Here is a 19,218-nt window from a genome sequence, read left to right as displayed (position 1 = left end):
CTACTTACAGGTTTATTGGCAATTGCTTTAATTAAGATTAGCTCGCTAGCCAATCTTAGTCAGTCACCTCTAGCTTACCCAGATCGAGCTGAAAAGCGATCGCGTAGAGAAAAAAACTTCTCGCTCAATTTTCTCTGCTGAGATATTATTTCCCAAAAATCAGGGTGCGTTACGGCGCACCCTAATCTTTGCTTTAGTATTTGTTGAGGTTGATTCCGGCTTCGTCTGCCATTTTTTGTAAACCTTTCTTTTGCAAGGTTTTCAGGGCTTTGGTGGAAATTTTCAGTTTGACAAAACGGTTGCCTTCGGGCCACCAGATGCGCTTTTCTTGAAGATTAGCGTGTTGTAATCTTTTGGTGCGACGGTGGGAGTGAGAGATGGAAAAGGCGTTGTTGGCTTTTTTCCCGGTGAGCATACATTTACGAGACATAGTTTTTTCTTTGAATTAAGGTTCGTACTCTATTGTAGGTCGCGTGGATCTCGCTCGGAAAGTTTGGGGTGGTAACTTGACAAATTGTTATTTATGTGTATCCGAGTCATCGGGAGCGATCGCGTCAGGAAAAATTGGGCGGTTGGCGATCGCACTGATAGTTTTCCGGTGGGGCTTGACAAATAATTGTTTTCGTGTATTCAAGTCATCCTTTGCTTCGCTCACCGAAATGTAGAGACTTTGTCTGCAACGTCTCTACAGGTAAATTGGTTTGTAGGAAACAAATTGCGGGCAAGATGCCCGCACTACGAAGGTTTATTGTTGAGTGAGGTTAGTCAGCATTTTATTCGATCGCTCGACGAAACCTTTCATTCCTTCAGCATTAAGTCCTTTTTGCGCCATCAGTGCTAAATCATAGACGTGCTGACACATCAAGTTAACCATTTCGCTATTGCCAGATTCTCCCGAACCTTGAATAATGGTTCCCTTACTCATCTCGACAATATTATTAATCAGTGGATGAGCGGTATTAACCACCAAAACGTGATCGTCAGGAAATTCCATTGCTTGCTGCTGCATTAATGCAGTCATTTCCCGCAAGCGACGCATTGCTTCTGGAAGTAAAACCATTGCTGGAGGCGCACCTTGGGGATCTTCAGATTTAATTGCCTGAGTTTTGATGTTAACTTGAGGTTTGTTGAGCGCTTTTTCAAACAACTCTTTAATTGACTCGCTGCGAGTTTTGTTAGTGTTGGGGTCAACTATTTCTCCAGCTTTGTCTTCTTCAACCAGGGTGTTATCCAATTCTGAGTCTACGCGGGAGAATTTAACGTCAGAGTATTCCCGTTCGAGGAAGGGGATAAAGTAGTTGGTGTCGATGAAAGAGTCCATATAAAGGACTTCTAAACCCTGATTTTTGTAAAGTTCGATGTAGGTTGCTTGGGTGGTGGAGTCGTTGCAATAAAAGACGCGGTTTTCGTGACGTTCTTTGTTACGCTCTAAGTATTCTTTCAGAGTGGTGTAATAGTTTCCTTGAGCGTCAGTTGCTGGCTGATTAGAGGCATCTTCCCAAGCATCTCCGGATTCGGTTTGGACTTCAACTTGGGGAGTGTCTGCGCCGAGTTTAGCGGTAGTCTGGAAGATAATTAAATCTTCGACTTGCTTTTTAAATTTATCCTCTTTGAGAGAGCCAAACTTGACAAAAGTACCGACATCTTGCCAACAGCGAATGTATTCCGAGCGGTTTTCGTCGTAAAGTGATTTTAGGCGATCGGCGATCTTCTTCGCGATAAAGTCAGCAATCCGACGTACAGTGCGATCGTTGGTAAGGGCGCTACGAGAGACGTTAAGAGGAATATCGGGACTGTCGATAACTCCTCGTAAAGGCATTAAGAAGTCGGGGATAATTTCTTCACAATGGTCGCTGACAAAGACTTGATTGCAGAAGAGTTTAATCTGTCCTTTGTTGATGTCTACATCCGGCTTGATTTTCGGGAAATAGAGGATACCGTTGAGGAGGAACGGATAATCGGTTTTGAGGTGAACCCAGAGTAGAGGATCTTCTTGGAAAGGATAGAGATAGCGATAAAATTCTAAATAATCTTCATCTTTAAGGTCTTGGGGCGATTTTTTCCAAAGTGCTTGTTGCTTGTTGATTTGCTCACCATCTAGTTTGATGGTTACGGGCATGAAGTCGCAATATTTTTTGATGAGTTGCTTAATTCGGGCTGGTTCGAGGTATTCGGTTTCCTCGTCCATTAAAGTAAGAGTAATCGTCGTACCTGGTTGAGTGCGATCGCTTACAGATAACTCAAAGGCAGGGGAACCATCACAACTCCAGTGTACGGCTTCGGCTCCATCTCGGTGCGAAAGGGTATCAATTTCGACTTTTTTGGCGACCATGAAGGAAGAGTAGAAACCGAGTCCAAAATGTCCGATCAGTTGTTCGCCTGTTTTCTGGTATTTTTGCAGAAATTCTTCGGCACTGGAGAAAGCAACTTGGTTAATATATTTTTTCACTTCCTCAGCAGTCATGCCAATACCATTATCGCTGACTGAGAGGGTTTTGTTATCTTTGTCGATCGCAATCTCGATTTCTGGTTCGGGTATCTCACCGCTAACTTCCCCAGCGTAGGATACCATTTTCAGCTTCTCGCTCGCATCTACGCTATTCGAGATCAATTCCCGCAAGAAAATTTCGTGGTCAGTGTAGAGAGACTTCTTGATTATGGGAAAAATATTCTCAGTATGAATAGTAATGTTGCCTTTTTCGAGAACAGTCATGGTTAGTTCCTTGTTATTTCAGTGTCTTGACTACCAATTTTGCTTGCTGTACTAACGATTCTAGGTCAGGGATTGCCTACCGAAAAGATACGGATTACTCTACCTCACCAGAAGAGAAGGGAATGCGATCGTCGGAAAATATGCTGATGGCAACCCCTAATCCGAATGCTACTATTTGTATTAACTAAAGTTTCCTTATGGCTGGGAGATCGGTTAAAATGACCATGCCCAACTTTTTAGTTTTAGGTGCGCCCAAGGCGGGAACTACTGCACTTTATCACTATCTTAATCAACATCCTGAAATCTACATGAGTCCTGTCAAAGAACCAAATTTCTTTGCTTTTGAAGGTAAGCAACCCGATTTTTGTGGACCTAGGGATAATTTAGCTTGGACGAATACTTCCTCTATTGTTAATTTAGAAGCTTACCAAGCACTTTTCGACGGGAGAAAAAATGAAAAAGCAATTGGTGAAGCTTCTACTCTTTATTTATACATTCCCGAAACACCTGAGCGTATTCACCGCTATATTCCCGATGCGAAATTAATTGCTATCCTCCGTCATCCAGTAGACAGAGCATTTTCTAACTACTTACATTTACGTCGAGATCGTCGCGAGTGGATCGCTGATTTTGAGCTAGCCATTAACGAGGAAAACAAGCGCATTTCCCAGCATTGGTCTCCAGCTTGGTACTATTTGAATATTGGTTTATATACTCCTCAAATTAAGCGCTATTTGGCTTTTTTTCCGCGCAGTCAACTAAAAATTTATCTTTACGAAGACTGGAAAGAATCTCCTCAAAAATTTCTCCAAGACTTATTTACTTTTCTCGAAGTAGATTGTCGCTTCGTTCCAGATATGTCGGCAAAACACAATCAAACTAATGTAGTCTGGAAAAATATTGCTTTATATGATTTATTAACTACTAACAATCCAATTAAAAACTTTTTCAAATTTTTGATGCCTCGGAAAATTCGCCAACCAATGGCGGCGAAAATATATAGAAAAAATATGGAAAAACCCCCACAGCTATCACCACAATTACGGCAGAAATTAATTCCTTTATTTGAGCAAGATATTTGTCAACTCCAAGAAATAATTGATAGGGATCTCTCACACTGGCTGGAGTAAAAAAACAGTGTTATTTAATTCTTTTGCTTTTATTTTTGGCTTTTTACCAGTTACTGCAATCGTCTTTTTTACACTGACAAGATTTCGTCTCATTAAGCCAGCGATCGCGTGGCTAACAGTCGCTTCTTTATTTTTTTACTCTTACTGGAATATTTCCTATCTGCCTCTACTACTAATTTCTCTTAGTTTTAACTATTTTATCGGCAGGAAAATTGAACGTACTGAATCCAAAAGCCAACTTGCGCAAATTCTTCTTTGGCTGGGAATTATTTTCAACTTAGGGCTTTTGGGATATTACAAATATGCTCGGTTTTTCGCGATTAATTTCAGTCAGTTTTTCTGGCAAAAATTTGCAATTCCAGAAATAATTTTACCCCTAGCTATCTCATTTTACACTTTCACGCAAATTGCTTATTTAGTAGATGCTTATCGGGGGAAAACGAAAGATTATCAATACAACTTGCTTACCTACAGTCTCTTTGTTTGTTTCTTTCCTCAGTTAATTGCTGGTCCAATTTTACGCTACGATGAACTTTTACCCCAGTTTCGGCAGTTAAGTAATTTTAACTTCGATGCCAAAAATGTGGCGATGGGATTAACTTTGTTTATTTTAGGTTTGTCGAAAAAAGTAGCGATCGCCGATAATCTATCTCCTTGGGTTGCCCCTATTTTTAACCATGCTAACGATCTGACTATTTTAGAAGCTTGGATTGGGGCATTAAGTTATACTTTCCAACTTTATTTTGATTTTTCCGGTTACTCAGATATGGCGATCGGTTTAGGCTGGATGTTTAATATTTCCTTACCAGTTAACTTTAATTCTCCCTATAAAGCTATTTCTATAATTGACTTTTGGCGACGCTGGCACATCACTCTTTCTAACTTTCTTCGAGATTATCTTTACATTCCTCTTGGGGGTAACCGCCAAGGTCGCTTACGGCAGTATGTTAATTTAATGATTACCATGCTTTTAGGAGGACTTTGGCACGGCGCAGGTTGGACTTTTGTAATTTGGGGTGGTTTACACGGATTATATTTGGTTATCAATCACCTCTGGCGGCGGTTAAGTATTCAATTGCCACAAACGATCGGATGGTTAATAACTTTTATTGCTGTTGTTGCTAGTTGGGTATTATTTCGCGCTCAAAGTTTGCAGGATTCACAAGCAATTTTAACAACAATGTTTGGTCTAAACACTATTGTTTTGCCAGAAGCATATAAAAGCTTTTTAGGTTGGTTATCTACTCTAGGAGTACAGTTTCGCGGTTGGCAAGAACTAACTTATATCCCAAGTTTAGGCGCACACAAAACTATAATCATATTAATTGGATTAGTGCTATGCGTAACTTTGTTACCAAATACGCAACAAATTATCGAGCAGTTTAAACCAACTTGGCGGTGGTCAATATTAATGGGTTGCATAGCAACATTTTGTCTACTTTCTCTTAACCGAGTTTCTGAATTTCTTTACTTTCAGTTTTGAGACTAAATTAAAAAATGAAAAGTTATCGCCGCTATATAATAATTTTACTTTTGGTAATTATTTTAAATTTATCATTAATTAGCTTATTTAATATTTTTATTGACCCTTATGATGTAATGTCAAGCCCAAAAATTCTCGGAATTAACCAAGTAAAACTAGAAAAAGAAAAACAAGTTAGATTATTTAAAGCTAGGGCAATTACGACAATTAAGACTCCGATGATTTTTTTAGGTTCTTCCCGAACTGAGTTTGGTTTAGATCCTAATCATCCTGCTTTAAAAGCCGATCGACCTGTTTATAACTTGGCAATTACTGGGGCAAATATGTATGAAGTAATGCGCTACTTTCAACACGCGATCGCCGTTCAGCCTGAACTAAAAAAGATTGTTCTTGGGATCGATTTTTTTATGTTTAATGCTTGGAAAACTAATGCCCCTGATTTTCAGGAAAATCGTTTACAGAAAACTAAAATAATCAATCAAGATTTATTAAATGTTACTCTTTCTTTAGATGCCCTTACTGCTAGTCTCGCTACCTTAGAATCTAATCAAAAAAATCCCCATGCTGTTGGCTATTTTTATCCCAACGGAATGAGAAATACAAATTACTATATCAAAAAAATCTATAAAAGTAAGTCTACTCAAAAAATTTTTCAAGTAACTCTTCAAGATTTTTTGAGTAGACCAGAAAATTTCCAAAAAGAACAACTTTCTGCAAAGAGTTTAAAAAATTTAAAGAGAATTGTCGATACTTGTAAACAAAAACAAATCAGTTTATATATTTTTATCTCCCCTTCCCATGTTACCCGTTGGGAGGCAATTAAAGTAGCGGAAACGTGGTCTGAATGGGAAGAATGGAAAAGACAAGTAGTAGAAATTACACCAGTTTGGGATTTTTCTGGTTACAATAGTATTACAACTGAACCTATTAATGAAGAAATGAAATATTACTTCGACAATTCTCACTATACAAAAGAAGCAGGAGACTTAATTCTTAATAAACTATTTGATTATCAAAAAGAAAAAGTTCCGACTGACTTTGGTGTATTTCTTTCTGCAAACAATCTAGAAGAACATTTACACAAAATTCGTATTGACCGCCAAAAATGGGCGCAAGCACATCCTCTCACCGTGCAATTTGTGCAAAATTTAAAGCCAAACTAAAAAATTATTTGTTGATTTTCTTGTTAGATAAGCAAGGGACAATTAATGCAGCAATAATTAAAGGAACGTTCTTTGCTGGTTCGGGAATGCTAGACCATTCCTCAGCAAAAAGATAACCCAAATCAATCAATCCTTGGGAATCGAAATGAACTTCGTCAGAATGTTGGGAAAGAGTAGTTGTCTCAACTATACCTGTGTAAGGAACAGTTTTACTAACCTGAAATTGGGCAGCTTGTACCTGGCTGGTATAAGGAAATCTTGGAGGCAGATTAGAGATTTGACCGATAACAAAAGGTAAATTGGGGTTATTAAAGTCGTTGCGGACTTGGGCAATAAAGTTAGTAAGATTAGCTTGATAGTTATCGGCAAAAGTTTTTTCAGTAGCATCTCCTTCCCCTTGCATCCAAAAAAAACCAGCGATTTCTACAGTTAAATAAGGCGGGGGTAAGACAGCGATCGCGCTTTCCACACGAGCTAGCATACTATTGTAGAGCGAATTTGGCTCTGGATTGTCTGGGTTCCAATCAGTAGCAAGCTTAGTACCATTAGCTGCGTACTTAACTAAAGCCACAGGTTCTCCGATAATTGCTTGCAACTCTCGTCCCAGAGAAATCTCCGGTCCAAAACCGACTCCATTAGGAAGCCAATTTGTACTTGGTAGCGGCTCTGTGGGTGCTGCTAATATTTCCCAATCATTGCTCTGATTATACCACCAAACTCCTGACTGCGGCTCTCTTAGTTCGTCAGGCAACTCGGTAAGATTTGAACGATATCCCACCATGTTAGACTGTCCGGCAAGGACAAAAAGTTTTAAGGATTTTAAGGAAGCCGCCTCTGCTCCTGTAATAAAAGAAGCTAAAATGCTGTAAATGATTACACTAACACTGAGTATAATTTGCTGAGAATCCAAAATCTTGCTCCTACTTCCTTCAAGAAAATTTAGTCTAGTTAAGATAATTAACCAATTTATGGACATTTAATTCTAGTCGATTTCCCAAATATGAGTTATCGACCTAATCTTAGTTAAGTCTCTTTTTCTAAAACAAAAAAATAGTGGTAAGGATTGTTAGGGTCTTGATACTCTCTTTTGATTATTAAGCCCACATTTTTAATCGATTTGACTATCCGCTTAAGAGGATATTCTTTGATGCCAATTTCCCAGTAATGTTGCTCGCAAAGAGGTGTAGAACTCCAAAAATTAGGAACTTGAAGCAACAAATACCTTGCTCTTCCCGGTGTATTAAACTTAAATCGCATCGATAAAAAAGTTGTTTGATAAGGAAGAGAAATAACTAAATACTTTTTCGTAGCTTCTGCTAATTTTTTAAGAGTAGATTCAAATTTTTGGTAAGGAATATGTTCGAGTACCTGAAACAAAACAATTACCTCAAACTTGTCTTGAGGAAGAGAAAAATCTGTTTCTAAGTCTACAATTAAATCTGGTTTAAGTTCGGGATTAACATCTGCTGTCGTTATTTTGTAATTGTTTATTTTGAGCATTTCGGTAAATAGAGAGTTATAAATTCCTATTTCCAAAATATTCTCTACTTGCTTCCCCAAAGATTTAATTATCCGCACTTGGTTATAATAGCTCGATAGTCTTTCTCGTGTGAGATATTCTTCTGCCATCATTATTCCTCAAAACCAAAATTACCGTTCAAATTTACTTTCGATCGAGATAATTAAGAAAAAGTCAACTATGCTAATTTCTTTTTAGTAAACCTAGTAACCATTGAGCTTGTTTAGTAGGTAGTAATACTCCAACTAATATTTTTAGTAGCACTACTGACATCAGGCGCGATCGCCGCTTAAGGATCGAAGGATTATAGCCTATAGTATAAACTAAACACCGACCAGCTACCAAGCTTTTTTCTCTTGTTTGTCTTCCCTCTAAACTTCTCATAGTCAAATACTCGTAGAGATAAGCAAGACTGTGTTTTTTCAGGTACTGTAAGGATGTAGGTACTTGACGAAAATTTTTTTCTATAACTTGCAAGCATTGTTCCTCCATGCTAGCAATATTTGAAGACAGAGAATTACTACTAACTCTATACAAAACTTGGGGAAAAGGTACGGTCACAAAATCATAGCGCGCAGCTAGCCGCAGATACAAATCCCAATCTGCTACCCTGTTAATTGAGGTATCAAATTCTCCCACTTCTCTCAATGCTTTTCGCCGAATTAAAGGATTAGAACCATTTTCTAAAAAATTATTAATTAAAAGTTTTTCATAAACATTTCCATTTGCTGTAATGTGAGAACCTGCATATAAAAATTTACTTTCTTCATCAATATAGTCAGTCCAGCTATATGCAACAGCAGCATTAGAGTTAGCTTGTAGTGTGGCTAGTTGTTTCTCTAATTTATCAGGAGTCCAAAGGTCATCTGCATCTAAAAAACTAAGAAATTTTCCAATTGCATGAGAAATACCTCGGTTACGACTAGCAGCTAAACCAGTATTTGGGTAAGAAAAAACTTTAATTCGGTCGTCGCGAATGCTTTCTAAAATTTCCAGTGTAGAATCTTGGGAACCATCATCAATAATAATTAACTCCCAATCGGTAAAAGTTTGTTGCAACACACTTTCAATTGTTTCTTGAATTGTTTTTTCTCCATTATAAACAGGAATAATAACTGAAATAAGTGGCATTTTTCTAAAAATTAATATTTAATCGTTTTTTAATTTAATGTATCCTAGTAAAGGATTCAGATTATTTAACTTTGATTTTCTTAATAAGTTTTGGGCTTCCTGAGCAGGAAGAATTAAGATTGTTGCAATTTGTAATAACAGTTTTAGACTCACTCGTGCTTTCAATAACTGTGGGTCATTTTTTACCGCTTGCCAAAAATATTGAGCAGCAGCAAAACTGTCTTTTGATTTTGGAGTTCCTGCCAAAGCTTTAAAAGTTAGATACTTATACAAGTTGCCCAAACTATAACTTTTTAAAGGCAATAAAGATTCAGGAGCATCAGTATAAGCTCTGGCAAATACTCGCAAACAAGCTGATTCTAAATTATCGAGATTAGCAGACATAGAATCACTAGAAACTCGATATAAAATTTGAGGTGATTGCACGGCAACAAACGAGTAACGAGCAGCTAAACGTAAATATAAATCTAAATCTTCTGCGGGTGTGAGTGACGGCTCAAATCCACCTACTGTTTCTAAAGCTTCTCGACGAATTAAAGGATTAGAACCATTTTCTAAAAAATTTATTTGTAAAAGTTGGGGATAAACATAACCATTAAAACTAAGATAACTGCCTCGACGCAAAAATTGACTTGATTCATCAATCCAATTAGTCCAACTATAAGCAACGGCAGCTTCAGGATTAGTTTGCAATGCGGTTAGTTGTTTCTCTAATTTATCAGGAGTCCAGAGGTCATCGGCATCTAAAAAAGCAATGTATTCTCCGGTAGCGCGAGATATTCCTCGATTACGACTAACAGCTTGACGACTATTTTGATAAGAAAAGACTCGAATACGCGGGTCTTTTATTTCTTGGATAATTTCTAAGGTTGAGTCTTGAGAACCGTCATTAATAATAATTAGTTCAAAGTCAGGAAAAGTTTGTTTTAAAACTGATTCTATTGTCTCCTTAATAGTTTTTTGAGCATTGTAAGCAGGAATAATTACTGAGATAAGTGTCATCTTCCTTAAGTATTAATTTTCATATAAGCTAATAAAGCGCTAGTACCAGATAGTTGTTGAATGTTTTTGAGCAAAACTTTAGCTTGTCGATCGGGTAGGACAGCGATCGCTAGTGCTCTTAAGAAAACTTTCCAGATAATTCGATGTTTTAACAACAAAGGGTCATTTTTTACAGTTTGCCCAAGAAACCTGATTGCCGCAATCCCTTTTTTTCTTTCAGGATTTCCTTCTATAGCTTTGACTGTGAGATATTTGTAAATGTTACCAAGGCTATACTTTTTCAACTTTTGTAGAGAGCTAGGAGCTTTACTGTAGGCTCGCGAAATTAGTTGTAAGCTTGCTGTTTCCAATCTCCAGACGTCAGCAGACATTGAATTAGCAGAGATTCGATAGAGGATTTGAGAACGAGGTACGGTAACAAAATGATATTTAGCAGCTAATCTTAAATATAAATCCCAATCTTGTCCAGCTTGAAGTGATTCGTCAAAACCACCGACTTCGATGAAAGCTTGTCGATGAATTAGAGGATTGGAGCCATTTTCTAAAATATCTACCATTAGTAGTTTTGCATAAGCATTACCATTAATGCTAATGTGACCGCCTGGACGCAGAAATTTACTTGTTTCGTCAATACAGTCACTCCAACTATAGGCAACGGCGGCTTCTGGTGTGGCTTGTAATGCGGAAAGTTGAGCTTCTAGTTTATCGGGAGTCCAAAGGTCATCGGCATCTAAAAAGGCAATGTATTCGCCGACAGCTTTGGCAAATCCTCGGTTACGACTTACAGCAGCGCCAGCGTTGGGGTAAGAAAATATTTTAATGCGGGGGTCTTTGATGCTTTCAAGTATCTCTAAAGTTGAGTCTTGGGAGCCGTCATTGATAATTATTAACTCAAAGTTGGAGAATGTTTGATTGATAACTGAGTTAATAGTTTCTTGAATAGTTTTTTCGGCATTAAAGGCAGGAACAATTACTGAGATGATGGGCATAGCAATTTTAAGTAGTTTTGCTGTTAAAATCGAGGGAGGAAGTTGGGCAAATTATTATTCAGCTAGAAATTTGATGAGAAATTATTTTTTTCAAATAATAAAAAGGACTCATCATACTACCCCAAAAAAATTCTAGTTCAAAAGCAGCAACTAGATCGCTGTCTAGTTGATTGCGGTACTTTAACCAATGCTTAATCAGGCGACGTAAGTTTCCTAACAAAGTCCTCACTAAAATTAGCGGTTTTTGCCAGTTTTTGGCATTGATCGTGCGTAGGTAGCAAATTGGTAAGCCACAGCTACGTGCTAAAGGTATTAAATAAGTTTTTTCTAACCTACTACGCGGTACTTTATGCTCAATTTGCATTTCTGGGTTGTACCAAATTTCCCATCCTAGTTTGTGTAGGTGGAGCAAAGCTTCATAGTCTTCACCTGCTACTGCTACTTTCCCAACTCTACCAATTAACATTAACTGAGTGGGAATTGACTCAGACCAAGCTTGTTTCCGAATAACTAATCCTGCTCCTGGAGGAAGTTTTAAGTTGTCTGGGTCGAATTTATGGGGTTGCGAACCATGTTCGCCAATAGCGAGACAACGACTAATTTTTTCGATATCTTTTGGCGGTTCAATTTCAAATTTACCTAAGATTTTTCCGCTATATGCTCCTGCTTGTGGGTATTTTATCCCAAATGAATGTGCAGCCGCTACCCAATTTTTATCGGGTAGGTTATCGTCATCTAGAAAGCCGATCAAATTGCTATTTGCTTCCTTGATTGCTCTTTGTCGGGCGAAGGTTAATCCCTGTTTAGCTTCAAAATAAGATCGTAGTGGAAATTGATAATTCCAGTTGCTTTGATAGTCTTTTACTATTTGGGATGTGCGGTCATTACTATTATTGTTGATTACAATTATTTCCCAGGAAATATTTTCGGTATTAGTTTGTTGCTGGAGTTTTTCTAATACTTCTGGTAAGCGTTTTTCGCCGTTGTAAGTGGGGATAACTACTGAAAAGTCAATCATATTTTTAGCGAGATCCTCCATAAATAAAATGGACTAATTACGCTGCTGCGTAAGAATTCCATTTCGCAGGCGGCGACTACATCTTTCTCAAGGAGGTTGCGATTTTTAAGAAAATATGCTATTGCTTTTTGTAAGTCTTTGGCTAAACCGAGGGGGAAAAACAAGGGACGTTGCCAGGGTTTGAGACGTAGCATCCGAATGTGGTGTCTGGCTAAACCTGTACTTCGCATGAGGTAGAGGAGGTATTCGCGAGTTAGGCGATCGCGCTTAATTTGATGATAAATTTCCATTTCGGAGTTATACCACACTTCCCACCCGGCATTTTGAATATACATCACTACCTCTAAATCTTCACTATTGAGGATAGATTTACCGCTACGTCCGCTTAAAAACGGTTGTTCGGGAACATTTTCGCACCAAGCTTGCTTGCGAACTACCAAACCTGCGGATGGTGGTAACATTTTCAAACTAGGTTCGTATAAGTGTGGTTTGTCACCTCTTTCGGTAATGGCAAAAAAACTAGCGATGCGATCGAAGTTAGCAGGAGGTTCGACTTCGTAATCTCCGTGAACTTGACTGCCATAAGCACCTGCTTGAGGATGTTCTCGAGCAAATTTATAAGCTGCTGCTACCCAGTTTGGCGCAGGTAAGGTATCGTCGTCAAGAAAACCAATTAAATTCCCCTGAGCTTCTTTAACTGCCTTTTTCCGCGCAAAAGCTGCACCTTGCTCGGTTTCTAGACAATATTTTAAAGGAAAAGGTTTTTGCCAGTTAGCTTGATAATCTCGAACTATTCGAGCAGTTTCGTCGGTACTATTGTTATCAACAATAATAATTTCCCAAGCAATATTTTCCGTATCGACTTGTTCGTGTAATTTTTCCAGTACCAGTGGTAAACGTTTGGCGCCGTTGTAGGTGGGAATTGCTACTGTTAAGTCAATCAATATCTTACTCATTGCCTTCCAGGTACTACTAATAATATTAGGAATCGTCGATCGGGTTGCTCGATCCTCTCTTCTCAATTTTTTTATTCGGCTTTTACTGGAGAAATTTTTCAAGTTAACTCAGTAGATTGGTTACTGATAAAATTGTATGCCAAATGAATTAGCAAATTCCATAACTTGGGCAATTTGTTGTGGTTCTAACTCTTTTTCCCATTTTTGCGGTTCTTGGGCAGAAATTCGCAAGGGAACGTAGGGATCTTTACTACTTTTACGAGTTGAAACTTCCAGGATTTCACTGGTTGCGACTGTCCAATTTAATTGGAGTTTTTGGAATAATTGACGATACTGCATCATGGGATCTCGGCAAAAATCTTCGTGCTGAATTACGATCCAGTCAGGATGTTGCGCTTGTTGCTGAAGCATTACATAATAGGAAGCTCCCCAAAAAGCACCTATTCTCTGCCAAAATCCTTGTGTTTGTTCTAATAAAGGGATGAAAGACTGTAAATAGTCATCGAGCAGTTTCGGTTGAAAAAGCGATCGCTCGAATGTGCTTACTTTTCCGTATAAGCGGAACCAACTCGCTGCTACTGCACAAGGATGACGCAGTACAATCACAATCAATGGGTTTACCTGACGCTTAAGCCAGTTTAATGTCAGATAACAGTGAACGTCTTTAATTAAAACTCGACCGTGCCATTGAGGAAATTGTTTATAAATCCAACCTAAGTAATTATAAAGATAACCGTTGTCTGGGAGTTCGCCTGCAAAAGTAGCACGACAATACCGAGCAAATTCTTCATCTTCGTCTTCCCAAGCTAGATATTTTCTCATCATCATGGCTTGACGTAGATGTGAAGCTGATTGGTGAATATTAATCGGGTTGAATGGTTCGTGAAAATACTCGATCCCAGCAGCAGTATTTAACACTGATGCTATCCAAGTTGTACCTGTTCTCGGCAAACCTACTACTAAAATCGGTCGTTGCTCTCTAGTCAAGAAGATACTAAAAAAATCACCAGCGAGTTTCAATATTTTATTTTTTTTTGTTAACATTGCCCGGGTTGATTTTGACTTTAATTTAAGGAGAAACTATTTCTGGCGTAACCACTTTGATTTCACCTTTCTTACTAAAAGTTAGGCTGTTCTTTTCACAGTCTATCAAAACTGTATCGCCCTCCACATAAGTATTTTCTAATATTTTCGTAGCAATGGGATTTTCTAATGTCCGTTGAATTGCCCTTTTCAAAGGTCTGGCTCCGTATACGGGATCGTAGCCTGCTTCTACGATATAATCTTGGGCGGCTTCGGTAATTTCTAAGTTAATTTTTTGTTCGGAAAGTAATTTTTCGATGCGTTTGAGTTGAATTCTGACGATCGCGCGTAATTCTTCGCGACGGAGGGTGTGGAAAATAATCAAATCGTCAACGCGGGTGAGAAATTCGGGGCGAAAATGTTTTCTTAAGTCTTCTGTCACCTGCTTGTGCATTTTCTCATAGTCGGAGTCGTCTTTAGCGACATTCAAAATATGGTCGCTGCCGATGTTGCTGGTCATGACGATAATGGTATTGCGGAAGTCTACAACTCGTCCTTGGGAGTCGGTGATTCGTCCGTCGTCAAGTACCTGCAATAAAATGTTAAAAACGTCTTGGTGAGCTTTTTCCACTTCGTCCAAGAGTACCACTGAGTAGGGACGGCGGCGGACTGCTTCGCTGAGTTGTCCTCCTTCTTGGTAGCCGACGTATCCTGGAGGTGCGCCAACTAAGCGCGAGACGGCGTGTTTTTCCATATATTCCGACATATCGATGCGAACGATCGCGTCTTCGGTGTCAAAGAGAAATTGCGCTAAAGCCCTGGCTAATTCAGTTTTGCCTACGCCTGTGGGTCCCATAAAGAGGAACGAACCGATGGGGCGGCTGGGGTCTTTCATCCCCGCGCGGGCGCGACGAATCGCCGCAGCAACGGCGGATACAGCTTCTTCTTGTCCGATTACTCGTTGATGGAGGTGTCCTTCGAGTTTGAGGAGTTTCTGACGTTCGGATTCTAATAAACTGTTGACGGGGATACCAGTCCAACGGGCGACAATTTCGGCAATGTCGTCTTCAGTGACTTGTTCGCGGAGTAAAGCCCGTCCTTGAGATTGAATTTCGAGGAGTTTCGTTTCCTTAGCTTCGAGCGATCGCTGAATACTCTCCAGTTTCCCATACTTTAACTGCGCCGCTTTATTCAAATCGTAAGCCCGTTCAGCTTGTTCTACCTGCAAGCGCAATTGTTCTTCTTCTTCCTTGAGAGAATTAATCTCATCGAGCAATTGCTTTTCACCTTGCCATTGAGAAGAAAGTTGCTGCTGTTTTCCTTGTAACTGAGTAATTTCCGCTTCAATGCGTTCTAAACGGTCTTTAGCCGAACTATAAACTGCGATCGCGCCAGTCCGTTCATTTTCTTCACCTTCCAGGGACAGCTTCTCCATTTGTAACTGCATCAAACGGCGATCGATCGCTTCGAGTTCCACTGGTTTAGAAGTAATCTCCATTTTCAGTTTCGCTGCCGCCTCATCCACCAAATCGATCGCTTTATCGGGTAAAAATCTGTCGCTGATATAGCGGTGGGAAAGCGTCGCCGCAGCAACCAAAGCGGAATCCGTAATTTTCACGCCGTGGTGGACTTCGTAGCGCTCTTTCAGCCCACGTAAAATCGAGATAGTATCCTCAACTCCAGGCTGTTTGACCAAAACTTGTTGAAAACGACGTTCCAAAGCCGCATCTTTTTCAATATGATTGCGGTATTCATCCAGAGTAGTTGCCCCAATACAGCGCAATTCGCCCCTAGCTAACATCGGTTTGAGCAAATTCCCTGCATCCATTGAACCTTGAGTCGAACCAGTCCCGACAACGGTATGTAACTCATCGATAAAGAGAACAATTTGCCCTTCCGAAACCGTAACCTCGCGCAAAACCGACCGCAAACGGTCTTCAAACTCACCACGATACTTCGCCCCAGCGATTAAACTACCCATATCCAGGGAAATTAGCTGACGATTTTTCAAAGATTCCGGCACATCACCATTAACAATACGCTGCGCCAAACCTTCCGCGATCGCCGTTTTCCCAACTCCCGGTTCCCCAATCAACACCGGATTATTCTTCGATCTCCGGGATAACACTTGAATTACCCGCCGAATCTCTTCATCTCGTCCAATTACCGGGTCAAGTTTGCCGCTTCTGGCTAATTCCGTCAAATCGCGCCCATACTTTTCCAGGGCTTCGTAACGTTCTTCCTGGTTTTGTTCCGTAACCTTCTGCGAACCCCGTACCGACTTAATTACCGTTTCCAAATCTTGGGGATCGAGATTAAACTTTTTCAGTAATTGTCTACCGAGGCGATCGTCTTCCGCAAAAGCCAGCAGTAAATGTTCGACGGAAATATACTTATCCTGCCAACTACCTCTAGCCGTTTCCGCTCGATCCAACATTACATCCAAACCGCGACCGAGGTAAAGTTGCTCGGCATTAGGTACTTTCGCTTGTCTCCCAGCAAAGATTTCTAACTGCTGCTGAAAACGAGCAAGATCGATATTCGCCTTATTCAAGATTCGCACTGCCAGTCCTTCTTCCGCTAGTAGCGTCAGCACGATATGCTCTACTTCGAGGTACTGATTTTTATAGAGACGGGCTACTTCTTGAGATTTGACGATCGCGTCCCAGGCTTGTTCTGTAAATTTGCTCGGGTCGGTTGGCTGCATCTTGAGATAATATTTTCTATATTTTGATTGTTGCTGTGTCGTTAGTATAGCAAGGACTTAGCAGTTATCAGTTATCAGTTACCAGTTATCAGTTACCAGTTACCAGTTATCAGTTACCAGTTATCAGTTACCAGTTATCAGTTACCAGTTACCAGTTACCAGTTAACAGTTTATCTCCTAGGTTTCCCTTGTCTTCCCCCTCTCCCTTGTCTTCCCCCTCTCCCTTGTCTTCCCCCTCTCCCTTGTCCTCCTTGTCCCCAGTCCCCAATCCCCAATCCCCAGTCCCCAATCCCCTAAGCTTGTAAAGCTTGCTGTAACTTCAGCCAAAAGTTTTGCAGAAAATTTCTAATTTCGTGCTTGCGTTCCCAGCTACGATAAGCTTGTTCGTAAGCTTCGCCTTCAGACTGAAAAGTTTGCCAGCCGTGGAGAGTTAACCACAATCCCCAAACAAGCAGGATGTATAGCGACCAAGAGAGAGTCCCAGCAGTAAGCAGATTTAAACACAAGAAAAAAGTATTAAAAATCAAAAATTTTCCCGCTTTTTGTTTGAATTTGCTTTTTCGGTAAGCTTCAAAAGCGAGTCGTTTTTCTTCCTCTTGTCGTTGAGAAAGCCACTGCATCTCTGCTGCTTGCAAACTCTCCGGGGAGATTTGTAACTCGGCGGCGATTTCCCAGAGTTGGGTGCGAGATAACTCACCTTCGTATTCTTGACGCGCGATCGCCGTAGCGAGAATTTGCTGGATCTCTTCTTGACGATAAGTTTGGGGAGTCTCCATTTTGCGGTAGTCCTAATCTTGCTTATCTATAATAGTTATTTTGGTATTTTTGCGAACAAATTCGGTTTTTCTATCTTAAGAAATAGATTATGCTCATTAGCTAATGCTCATAAAGCACTAATTATATTATGCCTAATCATAGAGGTTTTTGACACAATCTCAGCTAGTTAATATTACCGTACTTTTCAGGGCGGTGATTACGCCAAACAAGAGGAGACAAGCAACTTTGCATTTCGTTACAATTGAGTCAACGAGGTTAAAGAAAACCTCTTACAGCAGCGAAAGGAGGCAAAGCCTATGAATGGCAATATTCGCGTCGGTAATTTATTTGGGATTCCTTTTTATGTGAATCCTTCCTGGTTTTTAGTGCTAGGGTTAGTAACGTTAACCTATGGAAGTGAGCTAAGTTTATTTCCCGGATTAACTGGTATTACACCCTGGTTATTAGGATTAGTTGCCTCGCTATTATTATTCGCTTCAGTTTTAGCACATGAGTTAGGACATAGTTTAGTCGCTATCCAGCAAGGGATCGAAGTTAAATCGATTACTCTGTTTTTGTTTGGCGGTTTGGCTAACTTAGAAAAAGAATCAAAAACGCCGAGTGAAGCATTTTTAGTGGCGATCGCGGGTCCGGCGGTTAGTCTGCTATTATTTGGATTGTTTACAGCGATCGGGATCGGTACGCCAATTTCGGGTGCGTTTGCAGCGATCGTTTCCTTGCTAGCATCGATCAACTTAATTTTGGCATTATTTAACCTACTTCCCGGTTTACCCCTCGATGGCGGTAATGTGGTTAAATCCTTAGTTTGGAAAATCACCGGAAATCAATACAAAGGCGTTTTATTTGCTAGCCGCATCGGTCAATTTTTAGGTTGGTTAGCAGTCATCGTTGGTATTTTAGCAATTTTGGGCATTAGTTCAATTGGAAACTTCTGGACATTGTTAATCGGTGGTTTCTTACTCCAAAATGCGAATAACTACGCGAAATCTGCTCAAATTCAAGAGAAACTGAGTGGTTTCACCGCCGCAGATGCAGTTATTCCCAATAGCCCAGTTATTGATAGTAACTTGACATTGCGGGAATTTGCCAACGAATATGTCATTGGTAAAGGCAACTGGCGTAAATTCCTAGTGACAGATGAGGAAGGGAAACTTATGGGCGCGATCGCAGTTGATAAGATGAGAGATATTCCCACTTCTCAATGGAATGAAGTCAAGGTTAGCGCGATCGTTCAACCTGTAGAAAATACCACACTCATCGATTCCGATAAGTCTTTATTAGACGTACTCATGCTGTTAGAAAAAGAAGACACAAAACAGCTACCAGTCGTCCGTGAAAATGGTGTAGTAATTGGACTTTTGGAAAAAGCTTCAATCATCCGCTTACTGGAAAAACAACCGCAAGCAAATCCTGTCTAAAATTAACAACCCCAGCTTGAGGAAATTATCCCCAACTCTGGGGAATTTTTTTATACTTATACCATTTAAGTGTAAAAATTTTTCTTACATTTTTATATTTATCTAACCTAACCCCCCAACCCCCTTCCCTTGAAGGGAAGGGGGAGTAATTAATATCTTTAACTCTTTCATCTTCTCCCCTCTCCTAGT

The 19,218-nt window shown here is 39.8% G+C and carries 17 protein-coding genes; 4 read left to right on the top strand and 13 right to left on the bottom strand.

Annotation, left to right across the window (positions count from 1 at the left end):
- Positions 1 to 193: 193 nt before the first annotated feature.
- From rpmB to htpG, 3 genes are all read right to left on the bottom strand, one after another.
- The gene (rpmB, locus tag G3T18_RS19345; RefSeq protein ID WP_224412227.1) at positions 194 to 430 is read right to left on the bottom strand and encodes a 50S ribosomal protein L28; all 237 of its coding nucleotides are present in this window, start codon (positions 428 to 430) and stop codon (positions 194 to 196) included.
- Between the two features lie 87 nt (positions 431 to 517).
- Positions 518 to 655, bottom strand: coding sequence for a hypothetical protein (locus G3T18_RS19340; RefSeq protein ID WP_224412226.1), 138 nt, complete (start codon positions 653 to 655; stop codon positions 518 to 520).
- 90 nt (positions 656 to 745) lie between these two features.
- Positions 746 to 2,713 (bottom strand): molecular chaperone HtpG, encoded by a 1,968-nt coding sequence (gene htpG, locus G3T18_RS19335; protein WP_224412225.1) that lies wholly within the window; start codon positions 2,711 to 2,713, stop codon positions 746 to 748.
- Positions 2,714 to 2,931: 218 nt separating this feature from the next.
- Here htpG and G3T18_RS19330 point away from each other — a divergent pair, with 218 nt between their 5' ends.
- Genes G3T18_RS19330 through G3T18_RS19320 form a run of 3 tightly spaced genes read left to right on the top strand, consistent with a single transcriptional unit; the run spans position 2,932 to position 6,489 of the window.
- Positions 2,932 to 3,843, top strand: a complete 912-nt coding sequence (locus tag G3T18_RS19330; protein WP_224412224.1) for a sulfotransferase family protein — start codon at positions 2,932 to 2,934, stop codon at positions 3,841 to 3,843.
- Between the two features lie 7 nt (positions 3,844 to 3,850).
- A complete protein-coding gene (locus G3T18_RS19325; RefSeq protein WP_224412223.1) occupies positions 3,851 to 5,326 on the top strand; it encodes an MBOAT family O-acyltransferase in 1,476 nt (491 codons plus the stop codon).
- A gap of 14 nt (positions 5,327 to 5,340) precedes the next feature.
- The gene (locus tag G3T18_RS19320; protein WP_224412222.1) at positions 5,341 to 6,489 is read left to right on the top strand and encodes an SGNH/GDSL hydrolase family protein; all 1,149 of its coding nucleotides are present in this window, start codon (positions 5,341 to 5,343) and stop codon (positions 6,487 to 6,489) included.
- A 4-nt stretch (positions 6,490 to 6,493) separates the two neighbouring features.
- Here the strand turns inward: G3T18_RS19320 and G3T18_RS19315 are convergent, their stop codons facing one another.
- From G3T18_RS19315 to G3T18_RS19270, 10 genes are all read right to left on the bottom strand, one after another.
- Complete coding sequence (locus G3T18_RS19315) at positions 6,494 to 7,399, bottom strand: sialate O-acetylesterase (RefSeq protein WP_224412221.1); 906 nt, start codon at positions 7,397 to 7,399, stop codon at positions 6,494 to 6,496.
- Between the two features lie 113 nt (positions 7,400 to 7,512).
- Positions 7,513 to 8,121 carry a methyltransferase domain-containing protein gene (locus tag G3T18_RS19310; RefSeq protein ID WP_224412220.1) on the bottom strand — a complete coding sequence of 203 codons (609 nt, stop codon included), beginning with the start codon at positions 8,119 to 8,121 and terminating at the stop codon, positions 7,513 to 7,515.
- Positions 8,122 to 8,191: 70 nt separating this feature from the next.
- Entirely contained in the window at positions 8,192 to 9,139 is a 948-nt protein-coding gene (locus tag G3T18_RS19305; protein ID WP_224412219.1) for a glycosyltransferase, read from the bottom strand.
- Between the two features lie 18 nt (positions 9,140 to 9,157).
- Positions 9,158 to 10,141: a glycosyltransferase gene (locus G3T18_RS19300; protein WP_224412218.1), complete on the bottom strand. Its 984-nt coding sequence runs from the start codon at positions 10,139 to 10,141 to the stop codon at positions 9,158 to 9,160.
- A gap of 5 nt (positions 10,142 to 10,146) precedes the next feature.
- Positions 10,147 to 11,130: a glycosyltransferase gene (locus tag G3T18_RS19295; protein WP_224412217.1), complete on the bottom strand. Its 984-nt coding sequence runs from the start codon at positions 11,128 to 11,130 to the stop codon at positions 10,147 to 10,149.
- Between the two features lie 58 nt (positions 11,131 to 11,188).
- Positions 11,189 to 12,148, bottom strand: a complete 960-nt coding sequence (hpsE, locus tag G3T18_RS19290; RefSeq protein WP_224412216.1) for a hormogonium polysaccharide biosynthesis glycosyltransferase HpsE — start codon at positions 12,146 to 12,148, stop codon at positions 11,189 to 11,191.
- Positions 12,145 to 13,104 carry a hormogonium polysaccharide biosynthesis glycosyltransferase HpsE gene (hpsE, locus tag G3T18_RS19285; RefSeq protein WP_263480503.1) on the bottom strand — a complete coding sequence of 320 codons (960 nt, stop codon included), beginning with the start codon at positions 13,102 to 13,104 and terminating at the stop codon, positions 12,145 to 12,147. The genes hpsE (G3T18_RS19290) and hpsE (G3T18_RS19285) overlap by 4 nt, the downstream gene beginning before the upstream one ends.
- A 120-nt stretch (positions 13,105 to 13,224) precedes the next feature.
- A complete protein-coding gene (locus tag G3T18_RS19280; RefSeq protein WP_224412215.1) occupies positions 13,225 to 14,148 on the bottom strand; it encodes a sulfotransferase family protein in 924 nt (307 codons plus the stop codon).
- Positions 14,149 to 14,173: 25 nt separating this feature from the next.
- Complete coding sequence (gene clpB, locus G3T18_RS19275; protein ID WP_224412214.1) at positions 14,174 to 16,834, bottom strand: ATP-dependent chaperone ClpB; 2,661 nt, start codon at positions 16,832 to 16,834, stop codon at positions 14,174 to 14,176.
- A gap of 293 nt (positions 16,835 to 17,127) precedes the next feature.
- Complete coding sequence (locus tag G3T18_RS19270; protein WP_224412213.1) at positions 17,128 to 17,610, bottom strand: 2TM domain-containing protein; 483 nt, start codon at positions 17,608 to 17,610, stop codon at positions 17,128 to 17,130.
- A 297-nt stretch (positions 17,611 to 17,907) separates the two neighbouring features.
- On the opposite strand from G3T18_RS19270, the gene G3T18_RS19265 reads away from it, so the two are divergent.
- A complete protein-coding gene (locus G3T18_RS19265; protein ID WP_224412212.1) occupies positions 17,908 to 19,029 on the top strand; it encodes a site-2 protease family protein in 1,122 nt (373 codons plus the stop codon).
- Positions 19,030 to 19,218 lie beyond the last annotated feature (189 nt).

Source organism: Oscillatoria salina IIICB1, from assembly GCF_020144665.1.
Classification (GTDB): Bacteria; Cyanobacteriota; Cyanobacteriia; order Cyanobacteriales; family SIO1D9; genus IIICB1.
Note: the sequence above shows the minus strand (reverse complement) of the source record. Positions and strands in the feature narration are given on the sequence as shown.